The 18,374-nt window shown below is 61.8% G+C and carries 16 protein-coding genes and 1 pseudogene; 7 read left to right on the top strand and 10 right to left on the bottom strand.

From position 1 onward, the window contains the following. Positions 1–43: 43 nt before the first annotated feature. Positions 44–976 carry a citrulline utilization hydrolase CtlX gene (gene ctlX, locus BLW25_RS19205; RefSeq protein WP_092903184.1) on the bottom strand — a complete coding sequence of 311 codons (933 nt, stop codon included), beginning with the start codon at positions 974–976 and terminating at the stop codon, positions 44–46. Further along, positions 973–2,049, bottom strand: coding sequence for an ornithine cyclodeaminase (locus BLW25_RS19200; RefSeq protein ID WP_092903182.1), 1,077 nt, complete (start codon positions 2,047–2,049; stop codon positions 973–975). The genes ctlX and BLW25_RS19200 overlap by 4 nt, the downstream gene beginning before the upstream one ends. Positions 2,050–2,196: 147 nt before the next feature. On the opposite strand from BLW25_RS19200, the gene BLW25_RS19195 reads away from it, so the two are divergent. Beyond that, the gene (locus tag BLW25_RS19195; protein ID WP_092903180.1) at positions 2,197–2,649 is read left to right on the top strand and encodes an Lrp/AsnC family transcriptional regulator; all 453 of its coding nucleotides are present in this window, start codon (positions 2,197–2,199) and stop codon (positions 2,647–2,649) included. A gap of 6 nt (positions 2,650–2,655) precedes the next feature. Here BLW25_RS19195 and BLW25_RS19190 read toward each other — a convergent pair whose 3' ends face one another. Together BLW25_RS19190 and BLW25_RS19185 are read right to left on the bottom strand one after the other, a co-directional pair. Further along, positions 2,656–3,324 (bottom strand): GntR family transcriptional regulator, encoded by a 669-nt coding sequence (locus BLW25_RS19190; RefSeq protein WP_092903178.1) that lies wholly within the window; start codon positions 3,322–3,324, stop codon positions 2,656–2,658. A 242-nt stretch (positions 3,325–3,566) separates the two neighbouring features. After that, positions 3,567–4,505 carry a DMT family transporter gene (locus BLW25_RS19185; protein WP_092903176.1) on the bottom strand — a complete coding sequence of 313 codons (939 nt, stop codon included), beginning with the start codon at positions 4,503–4,505 and terminating at the stop codon, positions 3,567–3,569. Positions 4,506–4,603: 98 nt separating this feature from the next. Between BLW25_RS19185 and BLW25_RS19180 the strand changes: the two genes are divergently transcribed. Both BLW25_RS19180 and BLW25_RS19175 read left to right on the top strand, forming a co-directional pair. Next, entirely contained in the window at positions 4,604–5,374 is a 771-nt protein-coding gene (locus BLW25_RS19180) for an AraC family transcriptional regulator (RefSeq protein ID WP_092903174.1), read from the top strand. Positions 5,375–5,868: 494 nt separating this feature from the next. Beyond that, positions 5,869–6,912: a hypothetical protein gene (locus BLW25_RS19175; RefSeq protein WP_143040567.1), complete on the top strand. Its 1,044-nt coding sequence runs from the start codon at positions 5,869–5,871 to the stop codon at positions 6,910–6,912. Between the two features lie 301 nt (positions 6,913–7,213). Here BLW25_RS19175 and BLW25_RS19170 read toward each other — a convergent pair whose 3' ends face one another. Continuing rightward, complete coding sequence (locus BLW25_RS19170) at positions 7,214–7,939, bottom strand: hypothetical protein (RefSeq protein ID WP_092903559.1); 726 nt, start codon at positions 7,937–7,939, stop codon at positions 7,214–7,216. A 354-nt stretch (positions 7,940–8,293) separates the two neighbouring features. Here BLW25_RS19170 and BLW25_RS19165 point away from each other — a divergent pair, with 354 nt between their 5' ends. Then, positions 8,294–9,604 (top strand): AAA family ATPase, encoded by a 1,311-nt coding sequence (locus BLW25_RS19165; protein ID WP_092903557.1) that lies wholly within the window; start codon positions 8,294–8,296, stop codon positions 9,602–9,604. After that, entirely contained in the window at positions 9,601–10,668 is a 1,068-nt protein-coding gene (locus BLW25_RS19160) for a ParB/RepB/Spo0J family partition protein (protein WP_249498920.1), read from the top strand. Before BLW25_RS19165 ends, BLW25_RS19160 begins: the two co-directional genes overlap by 4 nt. A 552-nt stretch (positions 10,669–11,220) precedes the next feature. On the opposite strand, the pseudogene BLW25_RS19155 reads toward BLW25_RS19160, so the two are convergent. Beyond that, positions 11,221–12,351 (bottom strand): annotated as a pseudogene (locus tag BLW25_RS19155) (integrase core domain-containing protein). A 426-nt stretch (positions 12,352–12,777) separates the two neighbouring features. On the opposite strand from BLW25_RS19155, the gene BLW25_RS25065 reads away from it, so the two are divergent. Both BLW25_RS25065 and BLW25_RS19145 read left to right on the top strand, forming a co-directional pair. Further along, the gene (locus BLW25_RS25065; protein ID WP_092902453.1) at positions 12,778–13,143 is read left to right on the top strand and encodes a transposase; all 366 of its coding nucleotides are present in this window, start codon (positions 12,778–12,780) and stop codon (positions 13,141–13,143) included. Continuing rightward, on the top strand, positions 13,140–13,886 hold the full coding sequence (locus BLW25_RS19145; RefSeq protein WP_092903170.1) for an IS3 family transposase: 747 nt from the start codon (positions 13,140–13,142) through the stop codon (positions 13,884–13,886). Before BLW25_RS25065 ends, BLW25_RS19145 begins: the two co-directional genes overlap by 4 nt. Positions 13,887–14,182: 296 nt before the next feature. Here BLW25_RS19145 and BLW25_RS19140 read toward each other — a convergent pair whose 3' ends face one another. Genes BLW25_RS19140 through BLW25_RS19125 form a run of 4 tightly spaced genes read right to left on the bottom strand, consistent with a single transcriptional unit; the run spans position 14,183 to position 18,360 of the window. Further along, the gene (locus tag BLW25_RS19140) at positions 14,183–15,634 is read right to left on the bottom strand and encodes a TolC family protein (RefSeq protein WP_171909654.1); all 1,452 of its coding nucleotides are present in this window, start codon (positions 15,632–15,634) and stop codon (positions 14,183–14,185) included. Beyond that, complete coding sequence (locus BLW25_RS19135) at positions 15,621–17,123, bottom strand: FUSC family protein (protein WP_092903166.1); 1,503 nt, start codon at positions 17,121–17,123, stop codon at positions 15,621–15,623. Before BLW25_RS19135 ends, BLW25_RS19140 begins: the two co-directional genes overlap by 14 nt. Further along, the gene (locus tag BLW25_RS19130; protein ID WP_092903164.1) at positions 17,123–18,142 is read right to left on the bottom strand and encodes an HlyD family efflux transporter periplasmic adaptor subunit; all 1,020 of its coding nucleotides are present in this window, start codon (positions 18,140–18,142) and stop codon (positions 17,123–17,125) included. The genes BLW25_RS19135 and BLW25_RS19130 overlap by 1 nt, the downstream gene beginning before the upstream one ends. Further along, entirely contained in the window at positions 18,139–18,360 is a 222-nt protein-coding gene (locus BLW25_RS19125; protein WP_092903162.1) for a hypothetical protein, read from the bottom strand. Before BLW25_RS19125 ends, BLW25_RS19130 begins: the two co-directional genes overlap by 4 nt. Positions 18,361–18,374 lie beyond the last annotated feature (14 nt).

The raw sequence follows: 18,374 nt of genomic DNA, 5'->3' as shown, positions 1-18,374 counted from the left end.
CTGCCTGGCGGCGATGACGCCGCCGGGCAGTTTCGGTTTTGACCTACCTGGTTCGGCGGGTAAGATGAAGCCCCGCAATCGTGCAGCGCACAGATCCCCCGGCCCGTTCAATCGTTGGAATATCCAGCGCGACAATCGGGGTCGAGGTTTGGATCATATCGATCTGCTGCTGCGAGAGGCTTTCGCGGGCAGTGGTGGACATCACGAGGATTCGCCCGAATTCTCCGCTCAGTTCAAGCGCATTGCCTGCAAAACGGGCAATCTGCTCTTCGCTGATGTCGATCACCTCGCGTCCGGTATCGCGCAGACGGTTCGCAATCTCGTCGCGCCGCGCGGCATCGGTGATGAGAGACAGGCCGACAAGCGCGTAATCGGTTGCGATGCACATCAGCACATTGGTGTGGTAGATCGCCACGCCATGCCGGTCCGCCGCGGCGAATACCATCGGCTCAAAGTTGAAATGGGTGCAGAACCGTTCCAGCGCGATGGGATTGGTGCGCTCGGACTGGACGGCATAGGCCACCCGGTCGATATGGTCGAGAACCATGGCGCCAGTACCTTCCAGAAACAGCCCGTCAGGTTCCAGCCCGGAATAGTCGATCACGTCCTGAACGCGGTATTCGGCTTTCAGCATCTCGATGATATCCGCCCTGCGTTCACGCCGGCGGCTGGGCGCCTTCATCGGGTAGATCGCCACATGGCCGCCGGCATGGGTCGAGAACCAGTTGTTCGGAAAGACGGAATCCGGGGTGTCCCGGCCCTCATCCTCGAACAGATGCACCCGGACGCCATGACTCCGCAGGGTCTCGACAGCGCGGGTGATTTCCTGATGCGCCAGACCGGAGAGATCGGCGGCCGCCTCTTCCATCTTCTGGAACACATTGTCCGAGGCGGTTTCCGTATTCACCGTGAAGAGATGCGGCCGGATCATCACCACATCGGATGGGGCCTGGACCGAGGTGCGGATCGCCTTCATCTTGCGGCGCCCTCGTCGCGGGCGCCGGCGATGCGCCCCATCATGCCATAGAGATCGCGGGTGTCATCGGGATCTGCGAGCAGGTCCAGATCCTCTTTAAAGTCAGTGTCCCGGATCTTGTCGCGGATATAGCGGACGGCGCTGAAATCCTCGATGGCGAAGCCCACGCTGTCAAAAAGCGTGATCTGGCGGTCTGACACACGACCCGGGCGCTCGCCGTTCAGCACCTGCCAAAGCTCGGTCACCGGGAAATCCTCGGGCATCTGCTGGATCTCGCCCTCGATCCGGGTCTGGGGCGGAAACTCCACAAACACATCCGAGCGGTTTAGGATGGCGGCGGCCAGTTCGGTCTTGCCGGGGCAGTCGCCGCCAATCGCGTTGATATGCACCCCATCGCCGACCAGATTATCGGTCAGGATGGTGGCGTTTTGCTTGTCGGCGGTACAGGTGGTGATGATCTGAGCGCCCAGGACGGCCTCTTCGACGCTTTTGCATTCGGCGATCCTGAGACCGGTCTGCGCAAGATTGCGCGCGGTCTTGGCGGTGGCGGCGGGGTCGATATCGTAAAGCCGCACCTCTTCGATGCCGCAAATGGTCTGCATGGCAATGGCCTGGAATTCGGCCTGCGCGCCATTGCCGATCAGCGCCAGCACGCGCGCGTCTTTCGGCGCCAGCAGCCGCGCCACCATGGCCGAAGTCGCCGCCGTGCGCAGCGCGGTCAGAAGCGTCATCTCGGTCAGAAGGAGCGGATAGCCGGTTTCGACATCCGACAGCACGCCGAAGGCCACAACGGTTTGCAGGTTGCGCTGCAGATTGACCGGGTGGCCGTTCACATATTTGAAGACATAATTCACATGATCCGAGGTCGGCATCAGTTCGATCACGCCGCCTTCGGAATGCGACGCAAGGCGCGGCGATTTTTCAAAGCTCTGCCAGCGCAAGAAATCCTGTTCGATGTAATCGACAAGCTCTGTCAGCAGGCGCGGCAGGCCGATGCTGGTGATCAGGCGCGCCATGTTTTCAACGCTGACAAAGGGCACAAGCGCCCGACCGGACGGGACTGGTTTTTGCATCTTTTTCTCCTGGGTCGAGGCGGGTTCAGGACCGTGAGCAAAAGTGTCTGACAGAGCAATATACAAATTAAATGCTATAATCCGTCATTATTCTGAATTATTTTGATCACATCTTATAGTCGTATTGCAAATATCGTCAGGAAGCGGATGGCAACTCAGGATCAGGCGAAACTCGTTTTCGATGAATTGGACCGCAAGCTGATCAGCTTTCTGCGGGCTGACGGGCGTGCGCCGCTCTCGAAGCTTGCCGATGCGCTTGGGGTTTCGCGTGGGACGGTTCAGAACCGCCTCGACCGGCTTCTCAGCGCGGGCGCGATCCTTGGTTTCACAATCCGCGTGCGCGAGGATTACGAAAGCGGCTCGTTCCGGGCGATCATGATGATCGAGGTGGTGGGGAAATCGACCTCGCAGGTGATCCGCAAGATGCGCGGCCTGCCGGCAGTGGTGGCGCTGCATACCACCAATGGCGGCTGGGATCTCATCGCCGAAATCCGTGCCGACAGCCTGTCGCATTTCGACGAGCTCTTACGCGAGATCCGCATGATCGACGGCGTGCTGAACAGCGAGACCAGCCTGATGCTCAGTTCGGTCAGCGGCTGAGACGGCTCAGCGCCCCGCCGGCGCACAGGCCCGCAGCGCGGCCACGAGGTCATGGAAGCGGTCACCCTGCACGATCACATGATCGCGCATGGCCATAGCGGCCGCCTCGCCCTCCCCGGCCCGGATTGCCGCCAGGATCGCATCATGTTCGCTCCATGAACGCGGGATCCGGTTGCGCACCCGCAGCTGCATCCGCCGGTAGGGCTGCAGCATCGCGTGCAGCCGCTCCGTCTCCTGCTGCAGAAACGCATTATGGGTCGCGCGGAAGATGGCATGGTGGAACAGAGAATTATGCCGGTAATAGCCCTCGGCATCGCCCGCTTCGGCCAGGGCCGCGCATTGCCGGTGCAGCGCCTCTAAAGCCGCCAGCTCCGGGGCGGTGATCCGCCGCGCCGCAAGACGGCAGCAGGTGGCTTCGGCCTCGGCCATGGCCTCGAACCGTTCGGCCAGCTCTTCCACCGACCAGGAGCTGACATAGGTGCCGCGCTTGGGCATCACCCGCACAAGGCCCGAGGCCTCCAGCTGATGCAACGCTTCGCGGACCGGGGTGCGGGAACAGTCGAACTCGCGTTCCAGCGCCTCAGGATCGAGACGCGAACCCGGGGCGTGAATGCCTTCTACAATGGCATTTTCCAGAGCGTTCCTGATCCGATGTGCATTGGAGATACCGGACATCCGACCCCTCTTTCTCTTCGCCAGATGCTAGCTGCTTCGCCGGTGCTAATCCATCCACAGATTTGTTATATACAACATTACAGATAATAGATATATCTCTGCCAGGACATAAGCACCCGAAAACCAAGCCATGTCCAGAACCGGATCTGCTTCATCCCGCCCCCCGCGCCAGTCCCGACCATCTGGCAGAGCTGCGCTACTTAGATATAACGCCCTGTTTTTCCAGGGGATTATCACCTCTCTCAGCTTGTTCCGGCATGCCCCTGCCTGAGGCAGCGACGACGCAGCAGCAGGTCGTGGGCCTGAACCGTAAGCATCCCCAGAAGCACCAGCGCGCCGCCAAAGAGGAAGTCCGGCGTCAGATGTTCGCCCAGCAGCAGCGCACCTGACATCACACCGAAAACGGGCGTCATGAGGCTGAGCACGCCCAGGCGGGAGGACGGAAAGACCTGAAGGAGGCGGAACCATATCATAAAGCTGACGGTGCAGATGATTATGGTCTGAAACCCAAGATTTACCAAGTCGCCGGCACTGGGCTGCATATCGAGGCGTCCGGTCATTGCGCTGAATGCAAGGGCCACAATGCCCGCGACGAAAAGCTGGTTTGTCAGCGTCTGGGACGGAGGCGCATTGGCAAGGCGTGAGGTGCGTATAACGACCGTCGTCAGCCCCCAGGCAATACCGGCACCAAGACCAAGCAGGTCACCGATAATCATCGACGCCGCGAGGGGCTGCTTGCCGCGCAGCTCTGGCAAAAGGAAGATTGCCGCCACTCCGGTGAAGGTTATCGCCACCCCCAGCCACTGAACGCGCGCCATTCTCTCATCCGGCTGGGCAAAATGCAGCCCGATGGCGGCAAAGATCGGCCCGGTATAAAGGAATACCCCGATATGCGATGCCGTGGTCCAGCGCAGCCCCTCGGCCACCAGCAGAAACTCCAGCGCGAAAAGCGTGCCTGCCAGCAGGCCCGGGCCAAGGAAAATGCGGGGCAGCCAGCGGTCGCGGCGGACAAGTCGGCTGATGGCGAAGACTAGTGCCGCCGCCATGGCGGAGCGCAGCCCGATCTGCAGCATCGGGTCGATGCCGGGGGCTGCAAGTTTCATAGCGGTCTGCTGCAGGCCCCAGGTGAGGCAAAGCAGGATCATCAGCCCAAAGGCCGTAAGGTCAATCGGTCGTTTCATGGAAGGGGCCGTCCGTTAAAGCACTTGCCTTATCTACCTCTGGCGATATTGGTGCATATATTGATTATCCGCCATTCCATTCCGGGAATCTGCCAATCATGCAACCGCCCCATCTCCGCCAGCCGCCCGGACATATCACCCTGCCAGCGCCGATCTGGTTTCGGGTCGAAGCCATGCCGGATAACGGAACTTATCCTTTCATGCGACACCCCTGGGGGGAGTTCGTCTATTCCTATAGTGGCGTGACCGAGTTGCGAACCGGCGGTCAGGTGCTGCTGGCGCCGCCACATATGGCCTTCTGGATCCCGGCCGGGGCCGATCAGGTCGGATATAATCGCAAGGCCACGGTGCATGTTTCGATCTATATTGATCAGTCACTTTGCGCCGGAATGCCAAGGGTACCGGTTTCTCTGCGCGTGACGCCCTTGCTCCGGGCAATGCTCGACCGGCTGGAACCGGCCTCTTTCGATGACACACCACAGCACGCGAGACTGCTGCGCGTGATGGTCGACGAGATGGAGCGCTGTCCGGTGACGCAGAGCTTCCTGCCCGACAGCGACGAGCCCGCTTTGAAACGACTGCTGGCCGCGTTGCACGACAATCCGTCGGATCGGAGAAGCACCGCCATACTTGCCCGATCTTTCGGGCTGAGTGAACGGACGCTGCTTCGTCTGTGTAAACGGGATCTGGGAATGTCTCTGACCGAATGGCGCAACCGGCAACGTGCGGTTCGCGCCATCGCAATGCTACAGGAGGATGTAAGCGTCGAGACCATCGCGCTTGATCTTGGCTATGCCACCGCCTCTGCCTTCATCGCCATGTTCAAAGGGATTATGGGGGAAAGCCCTGCACGATTTGTTGGGCGGTAGCGCAGCCCTTTGCCTGCAAAATCAGGGTGACAGATTTCTTCTGTGTTGTAGTTATCGGTCTTCCCGAAGGTACCGAGCCCTGGGCTTCACTCAGCTGCAATCCCGTGAGATCCCCGGGAAAGCGCACCATGGCCATATAACCCGGAAATGCGATCGCCCGGCCTGGCGGGCGGGACCATGCCGAGACACTGGTTGCGGGTATCAGCTTCGGCGCTGTCGGGGTTATGGCCGGTGCTGTACGGCAAGAACGAAGGCCTTGTCCGCGGGGGTTCTCTGGCTGTCCAATACCCGCGATGCACTGCTGGAAGATCTGGCCCCCCCGCGCTGCTGATCCATAACGCGATCTCCCTGTGCGCGCAGATACCGCTGCGCGCGTCCCGAGCCGACAACCAGGACGCTATCCGGCAGGATCTGATCTGCGACCGGCTTCACTTGCCGTTGACCAGTCTGCGGCAATCTGCGATTTGCTGCGCCCGATCTCTAGTGAGGGCATCATGCAAGAGAAACCAGGCGACTGCGCCGAGCAGGAATTGCTGATCCTGATCCAAAAGCTCCATGCCGAATTAGGCCCTGTCCCTCGCATCCGCCTGTCGGTCGTCGGGCGCGGGCGCGGACTCGACGTGGCACGGCTGCTGGTCGGGCTGAAAGCGGCAGGCCTGGTCGAGGAATATGAGACAAAGCCGGGCTGGTTCGGCTGGCTCCTTGGCAGGCGGCGCGAGATGGTGCTGCGACCGCTGACGGTCCCAGTTGAATCGCCTGAGCCGAATCCCGGACTGATAGAGGACGGTGCTGCGCAGGAGACTGCCGAAACACCGGCTGAGCATTTCGATCCGGTTCCGCTGACAGCCGGGGCTGCGGCGGAGGCTGCCGTGCCGGAACCGGTACCCGAGCTGGTGGCCGAACCGCTGCCCGACCCCATACCGATGGCGCCCCCAGAGCCCGATCCCCGGCTCACCGCCAGCGCCATCGAGTTACCGCCTTCCGTGCAGCCTCCCGTTCAGACCCGCCCTCGCCCGGTGCCTGTCGGCTATGCCGATGATATCGGCGGCGTGCCGATGGCGGTCCAGGCCGCGCAGCTGAGCGCATCGCTCGACCCAGATCTGCTGGAAGGGCTGCGGGATTTCCTCGTCACCCTTGGCATCGAGCTGACCTCCGCCGGAGAGGCGCTTGTCGCGGATCGTATGAACCGTGGCGCGCCTGCGGGTGACGCACTTATGCAGCTTGTGCTTTTCGCTTTCGCCCATCTGGCCCGGTTCGACGAGATCTCTGCCAGCCCCGCAGACCCGGTCGAGCTGCGCGACTATACCCATGCCGTTCTGACCGAGCTGGAACGGCTGCGCGATGCCGGTGAGATCAGTGAAGCCCGCTTTGACCAGGACCGTCACGAGATCCTGATCCTCGCCGACAGCAATGCCCACCGCGCGCCGCTGATCGAGAGGCTGTTCATGGATCCTTTCGGTGGCATGGCCCCGCCTGCGCTGCTCCCTGCCGAGCTGCGCGGTGTCGAGGAGTTTGAAGAAGACGATACCCTCAGCTGAATGACCCCAGAGGTTCGCTCCGGACCTACCAGCCCCCTATCGCAACCCCGCCCGCCTTCGTGCGGGCGGTGGCATTTCAACGCTCTGTAAGAGAAACGAAACCCGCGTGCTGCCCATCACTTGTTGCGATCACTTCGGGGAAGCCGGGATGATGCTCAGGCCGGAAGGCGGAAATTGCGAATGCCCGCGTGATCTTGCCAGCCTGGCGAGGCCCCAGCAAAACGGCCTCTGTCTTTTCAGCAGTGCTTTTTGTGAACAAGCCTCACAAATACTCAAAACTATGGAAGAAATATGAGAATAATCAGGCCTGATCCTCAGTGACGACACTGCACCGCAGATTGCACCCGTATCCATAGGCCACGGCCCGTTCCAAAGGCACCATAAGCCGGCTTGCGATATAGACGGCGAGGAATCTTGACGGCGCAACAACGCGCAATGTTCCGTCGTGACCGGGCTCGCCCCCCTTCAGCTGGCTGAACCATGCTGCATAGGTGCCCGGCTGATCGGCCGCCAGACGCGCCAGAACCTTATCCCATGGCGCCGAAGCAGGAAGCGCTACAGGCCGCGTTCCGAAATTGACCTGCACCACTTTGGGCGAACTTACCTCGGCGGCAGCCGGCGCCTCTTCAGGCACGATGTGGCGAGCGGACATGCGCGCATCATAGTCAGGCCCGACACTGGCCCAGCCCGGCGCGGTCTGGCGATAGATCTCTGCCCGGCACAAACGATAGGAGGCCACCCTGCCCCGCACGCCTGGCCGTGAGATCTCAAGCAATCCGGCATCGATCAGCCTGCGCGTTTCGCGCTTGGCCGTGCGCTGATCCACCGACCAGAGCGCGGCCATCTCGCGCTGCCCGATCGTGACCTCATCCGCCGCCCAGTTATAGCGTGCCGTGACAAGCGCGATCAGCCGCATCATTGTCGCCTGGCGGGTGCCACCGGCAGAAAGGCCATTGACGGCCATTGCTGTCAGAAGATCATATTTCTCACTGCCTGCCCCCGGGCCGGTCAATCTGTGACTTTGCATGATACTGCCCATCTGCCGGATTTGTTCCGATTCCTTCTTGGATCTCAAACTGACACGATCCCGTTATTTGTCAAATGCTTTTCGAAGACGGGATTTTTCACCTATCAAGAAATTTTAAAGAAATCAGGTATATTAGGTATAGGGTGACAGCCAGAGTGTCACCCTAATTCGCCCCGGGTGTCACCAAATTCTGGATTATCCCGGGTCATCTGTCACCAAATATAGAGTTTGCGCAGAAAGCCAGCGCTTTCTTGAGCGAATCGGCGCAAAGAACGGGAATTTGCGCTTTTCTTGTTTGGCACAATCTGGAATTCGCGCTATTCACGTTCTAACGAACAACAACGCGAGTTTCAGATGCGCGATTACAGCTATTTGCAGGACATGAATGAGCGCAGCCTTGCGCAACAGGCTGCAGTGCGTCGGGCGACCTTCTCACCCTCAGAGGTGAAAACGCTGCGGCCCTTCTCGATCTGGGAAATTTCAACCTTCATGTTTGATGTGCCTGCCGACACATTGCGCAAGAAGCTGGCCGAGGATCCCTCGCTGCCACAGGGTACGGTCGAGGATGACGGGCGACAGCGCTGGTTCTCGCTGCAAGAGATCAATGAACTGCGGCGGCGCATCCGCTTTCGGGGCCGCGCAATGTTGCCTGAGCGTCCAAAGGGCCGCGCGCTGCGAGTTGCTGTATCGAACTTTAAGGGAGGGGTCGGCAAGACGGTTGTAGCGCAGCACCTGGCGAATGCGGCGGCGCTGGATGGCTACCGCGTGCTGGTGGTCGATTTTGACCCCCAGGCCACGCTGACACATTCGATGGGTCTGGTTGAGGTGAAAGAGTGGAACACGGTCTGGGGCATCATGTGCCGGGACCTGTGCCGCGAGGCCGACCGCATCATGGAAACCTATGACGACCCGGCTGACTGCCCCTACCCCGCCGCAGATGAGCTGCCGAAAGATGTGCAGGAAATCGGCCTGATGCGGGCGCAGGATTTCATTCAGAACACCTCCTGGCCCACCATTGACATCATCCCTTCATGTGCGAACGCAGCTTTTGTTGAATTCGCCAGCGCCCAGTATCGCTCCCTGCACAAGGCCTGGTCGTTCTTCGGCTGTGTCGCGCGCTACCTCGATGAACTGCCTGAAGACCAGTATGACCTTGTGATCTTCGACTGCCCGCCCGCCATTGGGTACCAGTCGCTGAACGCGGCTTTTGCGGCTGATGTTCTCTATATTCCGTCGGGGCCGGGATACTGGGAATATGACTCGACCACGTCATTCCTCGGCCAGCTGGGGGATGCGCTGCAGGAAATCAGCGTCGGCTTTGAGAAGATCGCATCAGATGCCGGGATCACCCTGCCCAAGGCTTTCCTCGATATACGGCTTCTGATGACACGGTTTGAGAGCGCCAACCCTTTGCATACTGCGATGCTGGAGGCTTTCCGCAATGTGTTCGGTGCGGATGTTTGTCAAAACCCGATTGAAATGACCCGCGCAGTCGAACAATCCGGCAGGTTCCAGATGTCGGTCTACGAACAGGACTACCGTGAGATGACCCGCGAGACCTGGAAACGTGCCCGACTGTCTTTTGACAATGCCTATCAGGAATTCAAGCTTACCGTTCTTGCGGCCTGGAAGGCCCGCAACACCGCAAAGGAGGCCAGGACGTGACCAGCAAGGGCAATCGTTTCGGGATCTCTGCGGCGGATCTGCCAGCCGCGCCAACGCGGCGCAGCCGTGAGCCGGGCCCGATGGGCGTTGCGGTGCGCGAGAGCGCGGCCAGCGCGCAAGAGGCCAGCGAAGGTCTGATTGAGCAGCGCCGCCAGAATGCGACGGATGCCAAAGAGCTGCGGGCGGCACGCGAAGAGGGCAGGGTGCTGGTGGCGTTGCCGCTGGATCAGATTGCCAGTGATGCGCTGCCGCGTGACCGGCTTGATCTGGACACGGTGGCCATCGGCGACGAGATGGATGAGCTGAAGGCCTCGCTGCGCGAGCGTGGCCAGCGGGAGCCGGTCGAGGTCTTTATCGACGCCTCCGGGGCCTATCAGCTCAAGACCGGCTGGCGCCGGCTGACCGCATTGCGGCAGCTGTCAACGGAAACCAGCGATCCGCGCTTTGCGACCATCCTTGCCCGCGTGACAGTCGCTGGGCCTGACCGGGCAGAGCTTTATGTCGACATGGTGGAAGAGAACGTCATCCGGCAGGATCTGACTTTTGCGGAAATGGCCCAGATTGCTGTGCAGCTGGCACAGGACCCGCAGGCCGGGATCAATGGCACGGACGAGGCGGTGTCGCGGCTGTTCCGCTCGCTGCACAAGGTGAAGCGCGCCTATATCCGCAGCTTTGTCACGCTGGTCAGCAGCCTCGGTGAGGCGCTGATCTTTCCCAAGGCGGTGCCGCGCGATCTGGGTGTGGATATCGCGCGCCGTCTTGCGTCTTTGGGTGAGGATGGCGTGGCGGATTTGCGTGGCAGGCTTGCCGCTGTGACATCCGCAGAGGAACAGACGGCGGTGCTGCGGTCCTTTTTGGGTGCCCCAGACGGCGCGGGTGCGCGGCTTTCGCAGCCCCAGGCGGCGGAGCGCCAGAAGTTTGAGTTCCATGTCGGAGAGTCGAAAGTTACGGCGCGAAAGGGAGAGTTCCGGATCAAGGCAGCCATCGATTTTGCGTCAGTCGAGCGCCGTGTGCTGGAGCGGGCGGTAAAGGCATTTCATGCGGCACTTTCCTCAGGAGACTGATCTGCGGGCAGGGTGCGACGCGAGTTCGGCGATCTGTGCGGGCGGCCTTTTGGTCGCCCGTTTCATTTGTTACCTGTCGGTAACCTGAACCTGCGCTCAGGTTACCGACAGGTAACGCAAGGGCAGGGGAGGGGGCCGATGCCGAAGCGAACCCTGCCCCTATGCTCCGCAGAGGTCGCCACTTCCCTCAAGCAACAATGATAGCCGCGCGGTCACGTCACGGAGCGCCCCTCGCGGCCTGCAGTGCCCGCAATCCGGTCATCGGGCGATGCGCGCGAAATGGCCGGCCGCAGGTGGCTCCGCTGCTCGACTGCCCGGGGTGCATGAAAACGGGTTAAGGCTGCGGAAGGGGATGAGGGCCGAAAGTGCTCCGGGGCTGATCTGACAACATGTGGTCCATGATGTAGGCGAAAGCGACCTTGTCGCTGTGGGGCAGGGTGCAAAAAGCACGACATCTGGTCCGACAGGCCTGGCGGCAAACGGCATAAGGGAGGGTGCATCGGATCTCCCTCCGACGTGATCACTCCCGACTTGCCCCCGGTTGTCTCTCGTTCATAGCGGAAGTCCCTGGCTTTGACAGGCAGAGGTTTCGGCTGTGGCAAGCGTGCCGGGCGTGCTGCCATTAAACAGCTCAACCGCCCGGCGCGATTCTGTTGGGGTCTGGCTGCACAGCGATGATAGCGGCCTGACGTGGGTGTCGTCGTATCGCAGCAGGGCCAGCTTGCGCCGGGCATAGACGAGGCTGTCGAAGATATCTTCGTTGAGGTATTTGTCGCGCGGACTTCCGTCGAAGGGAACGATCCAGCCATTCTGCTGTGGCTTGCCGGGGGGAAGTTGCGCCATCCGTCACCGTTCTTGTTCGCTCATTTCAGGATCGCATGGCTGGTGAAACCGGTGCCCATGTCAGCGACAATGCGGTCGGGCTTGCCATAGGTCGGAAGAACCAGGGCATCAGGTTTCCGCGCGACCCTGGTGACCGAGATACTGGTGCCGGCGATAAAGGCCACGTTGCGGAACTTGTGGCAGGCCCCGAATGTTTCCGACAGATAGTCTGGCGACCAGCGCTGGTTCGGTCGCCTTGGCACTCGCATCGGTGTCTGGCATCGGTGTGCGTCGGCTGCGTGCCCCGTGGCGCCCAGGACGCCAGCGCACTGATGACCCTTCTCTCCGACAGATGCGGCAGAGCATTTATCGATCATCACCATGCCCACGTGGTCCAGATCACAGCCATGGACCGCTGGTAAAACCCGCGCCGCTTCCCGGCGATCCTGTGCATTTCCTGATGGATCTCTAGCGTGTCGGGCGGCGGCTCGCTCCACACGTTCCTCTGCTCTACACCGATCAGGACGCCGGCCCGGCGCTGAGAGACCGGACGTCGCCTGTTCACCAGAACCGGTGGCATTCATCGGCTCTGTCTTTAATGCAAGCGACACCGCGTTCCGTCATTGCATCGGCGTCGTCAGGGCTTTCCTGGCAGATCCTATAGAACAATATTGTCGGGCATGACAGCTGCCACCAGGCGTGTCAGGCTGGTGCTCTCTTCCTCCGGCTGCCTCAGGCGCTTTATGTCTCACAGGTCCATCCCGCCATCGCTGGAATTCAGGTTGCAGAAAGTCGCAGGGCAGAGCCCATGCCGCGGCACAGTTCAGCCATCGGCAAGCCCACCTGCTGAACTTTGATCATCCCGATAATCTGCACTTCGGGGATTCAGCTTTGCCGCATCACATCTGCTACTTCACGTTGGGCGGATGCGACATCAGTCTGAGGGAGCTTCAGGGGGGCAGCACGAATAGGATCTGGCTGAGGCGCCGTCAGAATAGGTCAGAATTGAGGGCAAAGAAGCTTCCCACGTTTGTGAAGATGCGCAGATCGTCGACTCCACTTCCGTGGTGAAAATATGTCCGATAATGCAAGATTATTGGTTGTTATACAGGAATGACATGCGCGGCGGATAATAAGAACATATCTGGCATAAAACGCCGATACTTGTTGGCGTTCTGCTGTTGATTTGCACTCGGAACTGACCCGGGCATGGAGTGAACCCCATCGGCTGGACCACGGGAGCCTGAAGAACTGATACGCTGAGCGGGCCTTAATGGGAGAAGGCTCATGTCATCACGCGGTCCCTACCGGCGACATTCGGCGCCGTTCAAGCTGCAGCTGTGCCAGGATATCCGCGCCGGGGTGATCGGTCGGCGCGACGCGCAGCGCACGCATCATATCTCGGCCAACCTCATCCACATGTGGCTGACGCAGTTCGACCGGGGAGAGCTGACCAGCGAAGAGGCCGAGGCGAGCGTCATTGCCGAATACGAGGCGAAGATCGCGGCGCTGGAGCGCAAGGTCGGACAACTGACGATGGAGCTGGATCTTGTCAAAAAAACATCGCGCCCGCCACACGGTGCCAGCAGCGGGAGATCCTCCATCGTCACCGGCCCGGGGGGTGCTCTGTCAGACGGGGGTGCAAAGCTATGAACCTGCCGCGGAGCACGCTCTACTACCGCCCGACGACTTCGGAAGCTGGGCTCACCGATGCCGAGATCACCGCTATCGTCGAAGACATCCAGGACGAGTTCCCCGTCTACGGCTACAGGCGGGTGACGCATGAGCTGCGTCGCCGCGGACTTGTGGTGAACCACAAGAAAGTGGCGCGGATCATGCGGTTGGCGGGGCTCGGGATCAGACCGCGAAAGCGCTACGTGCGCACCACGGACAGTCGGCATGACAACCCGATCTACCCGAATCTCTATCGCAACACTATCCCACGCTGCCTCGATCAGGTTTGGGTCGCGGACTTCACCTACATTCGCGTCACGCAGGGCTTTTGCTACCTCGCGGTCATCCTCGATGCCTGCAGCCGGAAGGTTGTGGGTTACGCCCTGTCGCAGCGCCTGGACACGCCGCTCGCCCTGGCGGCGCTGGAATCCGCTGTCGCAAGCAGGCGGCCGCCGCCCGGCTGCATTCACCATACGGACCGCGGCGCCCAATACGCGTCTCAACTGTATCGTGAAGCGCTGGAGGCTGCCGGTTTGCGCGGATCAATGAGCAGCGTCGGCAATCCCTACCACAATGCTCAGGCGGAGAGCTTCATGAAGACGCTGAAGGTCGAGGAGGTCTATCGCGCGGGTTACGAGACCTTCACCGACGTCGCCCAGCGATTGCCGATCTTCATCGAACAAATATACAATACCCGAAGACTGCACTCTGCCCTCGGCTAGCCGCGACGACGAACCGGAGGAGTGACTCATGACCAATGATCGCTTTTGCACCGCCGTCAGCCGGCTTTCAGCCCGTTTGATCGATCAGTCCGAGATGGGCTTGGTTCTGTCGCTGCATCTGCGACCCGCAGCTTCGTCCCGCGCCGCTACCGACCCAGCTCGGTGTTTGCTGTAAAACAAGATGAATGGCAGCTTCCGAGAATGCGGCCATGCAGCATATGTCGTGGCTGATCGGCGGCTAAGGGCCGAGGTTTACAAGCGGACAAAGTGTTCTGTCATCGACATTTGAAACTGTCTTATCCAACGCCGATCTGACCGCAGGCGAAAGCGAGCAACGCTGCGGAGGAGCGCGCAGAATGCGCAGCTTCCACGCGCGCAATTTCAGCATCGTATAGCATCTTCAAAGCGGTATCGACCTCGGCCACGGTGGCAAGGCCCTGGTCCGCCATCGACCGGGCGGCATCATAGGTGGTCTGCGCCGTTGCAACTAGCTCATCTGCGGCGGCGTGTGCGGCGAGGGCTGCCTTCAGGGTCTCATAGGCCGCAATAATCTCCCCCTCCGCCAGGCGGCGCAGCTGATCGGCCTCGGCCTCGGCCGCCGCAGCATCGGCAAGTGCCGCGTCCCGCCGCAACTTGCGGGCATTGCCATCCCAGAGCGGGATGGAGACGCCCACGTAGACACCGGCGACGGACCGGTCCGTCTCGCCGGAGATGCCTCCAATGCGATCGTCGCGCACCGAGCCGTCAAGCATGGTATGCCCGAATGCGGCGCTGGCCACGATTTTGGGGCGGAATGCGGCCTCAACCGCTTCGACGCCTGCCCGGCTGGCGCGGGCGCGGGCAAAGGCGGCCTGAAGATCTGGTCGACGCTGCAATGCCTCCTTCAGGAAGCTGTCCAGCCTTGCTGGCGGGGCAGATGGAAGCGCGCCACCTGAACGACCTGTCGGCGTGATCCTCGTCCCCGGTGAGAGGCCTGCGAGGGTGGCCAGGCGGGTCGAGGCAACGGCGGTTTCGGACTGCGCCCGGGTCAGATCGAAGCGCGCCTGTGCAACCAGTTGATTGGCCTGCGCGGTCGCGGTGACGGTCGCGAGCTCCTGCGCGCGGCGGGCGCTGACCATCGCTGCGATTTCTTGCGCAGCGGCGAGCCTGCGCGATTGAATAGCCTCCCGTCCAACGGCGGCCTCAAGCGTATAATAGGCTTGGGTGACCTCATGGATCAGCGCCTGATGCACCCCGCTGACACCTACATTGGCGGCGAGTGAGACCTCGCTTGCGACTTTGCGGCTCGCATCCCGCACGCCGAAATCGAACAGGAGCCATTGGATCGAGATGACCGCCGCCCCAACCCCGGCGGTGGTGTCGACCGTGCCAGCCGGTAAAATGCCCAAAGGGTCCTGCGCCGCCGCACTGCTGCCCCGGTTTGCGCCGGCGAGGATTTCAGCGCTGATCCTCGGCAGATAGGTTGAATCCACGAGGCCCACGGCGGCGGCGGCCTGCCGCGCGCGCTCCCAGGCCGCACGTGTGCGGGGGTTGTTGCGCTGTGCGAGGTCGATCAGCGTGGGCAGATCATAACGCTGCGCCTTTCCGGAGGCCGGAGCCAGCATCCCTTCGGTGACGCGCGCGTCTGCGGCCAGCACCAGCGGCACCCCGGCCTCACCGGGGATCGGCGCGCTTTCCGGCAGCACACAGCCCGAAACCAGGACGGTCAGCGGCAAGCACAGGATCAGGCGGAGGTCAGGACGCGTCATGAAAAGACTTTCTGAGAAATGCCAGATACCGGGCATATGCGGCGTCAAGCTCTGCGCGTGGAAATGCCTCGCGCTCATAACCCGCATCTTGCGCATGCGCTCGGGCTAGGGCCAATGGCGCACGCAAACGCGCAATATCCCGGCCTGAGTGAGGTGTTCTCGCAGAGGCAAGCCCCCGATCCAGCGCTGTCAGCTGATTGCGGGCCTCGGCAGATGCGGCGTCAGGCCAGAGCACCGCAAAGACCAGATACATCACGCCACTGCCGATCAGAATACCGATAATCCGGTCCGTGGCCGCACTGATATCGCCCGGCTGCGCGAAGCCGTGCAGGGTGACCAGGTAGAAGCAAAGGGCCATCTGCCAGCCCGCATAGGAGCTGCGTTCGGACCCAAGCGCAATCCATGCGGCGAGGAACGTGACCGGCGCGATCAGCGCGAGCAGCCAGCCGATATCCGTGGCATGGGGCATCACCAGAACCATGGCAAGAACACCCGCAACGGCCCCCATCAGGCAGCCGATCACCCGCAGCATGATCTTGTGCCTTGTGGCCCCAGATGTGCCAAGCGCCACATAAAAGCAGGTGATCATGGCGGTGTGGATCTCGAACATGCCGAAGACAGTATAGAAGCCGTATGTCAGCAGAACCGCGATCAGCACTTTCACCGCGAACTGCAGATAGCCCGGATTGGTGAAGGCGTCCGGCATGAAAAACCCCTGGCGGCCAGGCTGGGTGGCACCGCTGCCGGGACGCGGTTCCAGACCGGCCTCTGCCAAAGCCAGCGCGAAATAGCTGTCATCAGCGCGCTGTGCGAGGGTCTCGGCGGCGACGCCCCGGGCCTCCCCCATCAGTCGCGCGAATTTCAGGTGCGCATCCATCGGGGCCATCCCCTCGTTCAGGAGGTGCTGCGCCTCGGGGCCGGAGGGGTTTGCAAGTGCAGTTTGGCGCGCGGTGATCCTGGCTTCAATCAGCGACAAAGGCCGGGTTCCGGCCAGCGCCGACCAAAGGCCCAGCAGAACCATCGGCAGCACCAGGACCACCCAGATCCATTCCAGCGCCCGGCTGAGCAATTCGGGCACCGGCACGATGTCATAAAGCGTCAGCATGAAGGCGAAGACGAAACCCGCCGTTCCGGCCAGCGATCCCAACCGGCTGGCCTGCGACAGGAACATGCCGGTGAAGGTGAAGGCGGCCAAAGCGGCAAGCCTCAGCATCGGCTCATCGACCACGGCTTGCAGGATGGGGTTGGCCACGATCACCGCAAAAGTTGCGGCCAGCGACAGTTTGACGGCGGTGAAGATCCCGTCCCCGGCATTGTCGCGCCAGGCGAAAAACAGGAGATAGCAGGACAGGGCCGCCTCGGGCACTCGCATCGACATGCTGAGGAAGACCAGCACCCCCACCAGCCCGGTCAGCGCCAGCGCATCCCGCAGCCGCCCCGGAACGGGCGCCAACTCGCGGGCCAGCACCTGCGCCAGCCCCCCCTGCATTATTCCGCCCCCAGAATGCGGACCGAGGCCGATGCTCCCAGCCGCACCAGCCCCTCAGGCGGGGCCTCCAGCTCGATCTCGACCGGAAAGCGGCGCGCGGCGCGCACCCAGTCGAGCTTGCTCGCGACCAGCGGCAGGCCCAGAAGGTTCAGTTCATCCGCCGTTTGCACGCCCCAGCCGATCCCCGTCACGCGGCCCTTGAACGCTAGGCCGGGCGCGGCCAGAAGGAAGACGCGTGCCTCGTCACCCACCTTGATCTGCGGCAGTTCGGTTTCGCGAAACAGTGCCGAGACCCGCCAGGCGCTGGTGTCGATCAGGGTAAACAGCGGCGTCGCGGTGATGACGAATTCGCCGCTGGTCAGGGTCATGCCTGCCAGCACGCCGCTGCGGGGCGCCCGGACCTCGGTGTGCTTCAGATTGCGCTCAGCCAGGGCGACCGCTGCGCGGGCAGCATCGACCTGTGCGCGACGCGTATCAAGCGTGCCTACAAAGGCCGTGGTGCCGCTGGAATGGGTGCGGGCCTGCTCCAGCGTCACAGTGGCATCGCGCACCGCCGTTCGCGCCGCATCCACCTCCTGGCCGGTGACATAGCCCTTGTGGAGCAAAGGCTCCAATCGCGCGAGGGTGGCCTCTGCCAGTTCGAGATTGTTGGTGGCGCGTTCGATCTGGCGCGCGGCGACATCGGCATTCGACTGCTCCAGCGCCAGATTGCCCTCACCCTGTCGCAGCTCTGATTCAGCGGATGCCAGCAGCGCTTTGGCCTGATTGAGTTCAAGCTGATAGGGTTCGGGGTCGATCCTGAAAAGAAGATCGCCCGCGCTGACCGCCTGATTGTCATGCACCGCCACTTCGGCCACCAGCCCGGGAACGATGGCCGTGATGTTCACGACAGGGGCAGAGACGGTTGCGGCATCTGTGACGGGATGGCTGCGCGATGTGCGCCATGCCCAGATGGCAAGGCCAAGCGCCACCAGAACCGTGAACCCAACGATGATCCCGGCAATCTGGCGGCGGGTCATTGGTAACCACCGATCCAGATCAGGTTGATCAGGATGCCGGCAATCAGGCCGAGGGCAGAATAGAAGATTTCCGGCAGTGGCAGGTCCCGGTGCCATCCGACAAGGATCATGACCTCGCGCAGGATCAATGCAGCGCAGATGCCGCCGAGGCAGGCGAAAATCCAGATCGGAACAGAGGATCCGAACATATCAACAACGGTGGATCGCGGCGTAAACATTCCGACCTCCTGCA

The organism is Rhodobacter sp. 24-YEA-8 (assembly GCF_900105075.1).
In the GTDB taxonomy this organism is placed as follows: Bacteria; Pseudomonadota; Alphaproteobacteria; order Rhodobacterales; family Rhodobacteraceae; genus Pseudogemmobacter.
Note: the sequence above shows the minus strand (reverse complement) of the source record. Positions and strands in the feature narration are given on the sequence as shown.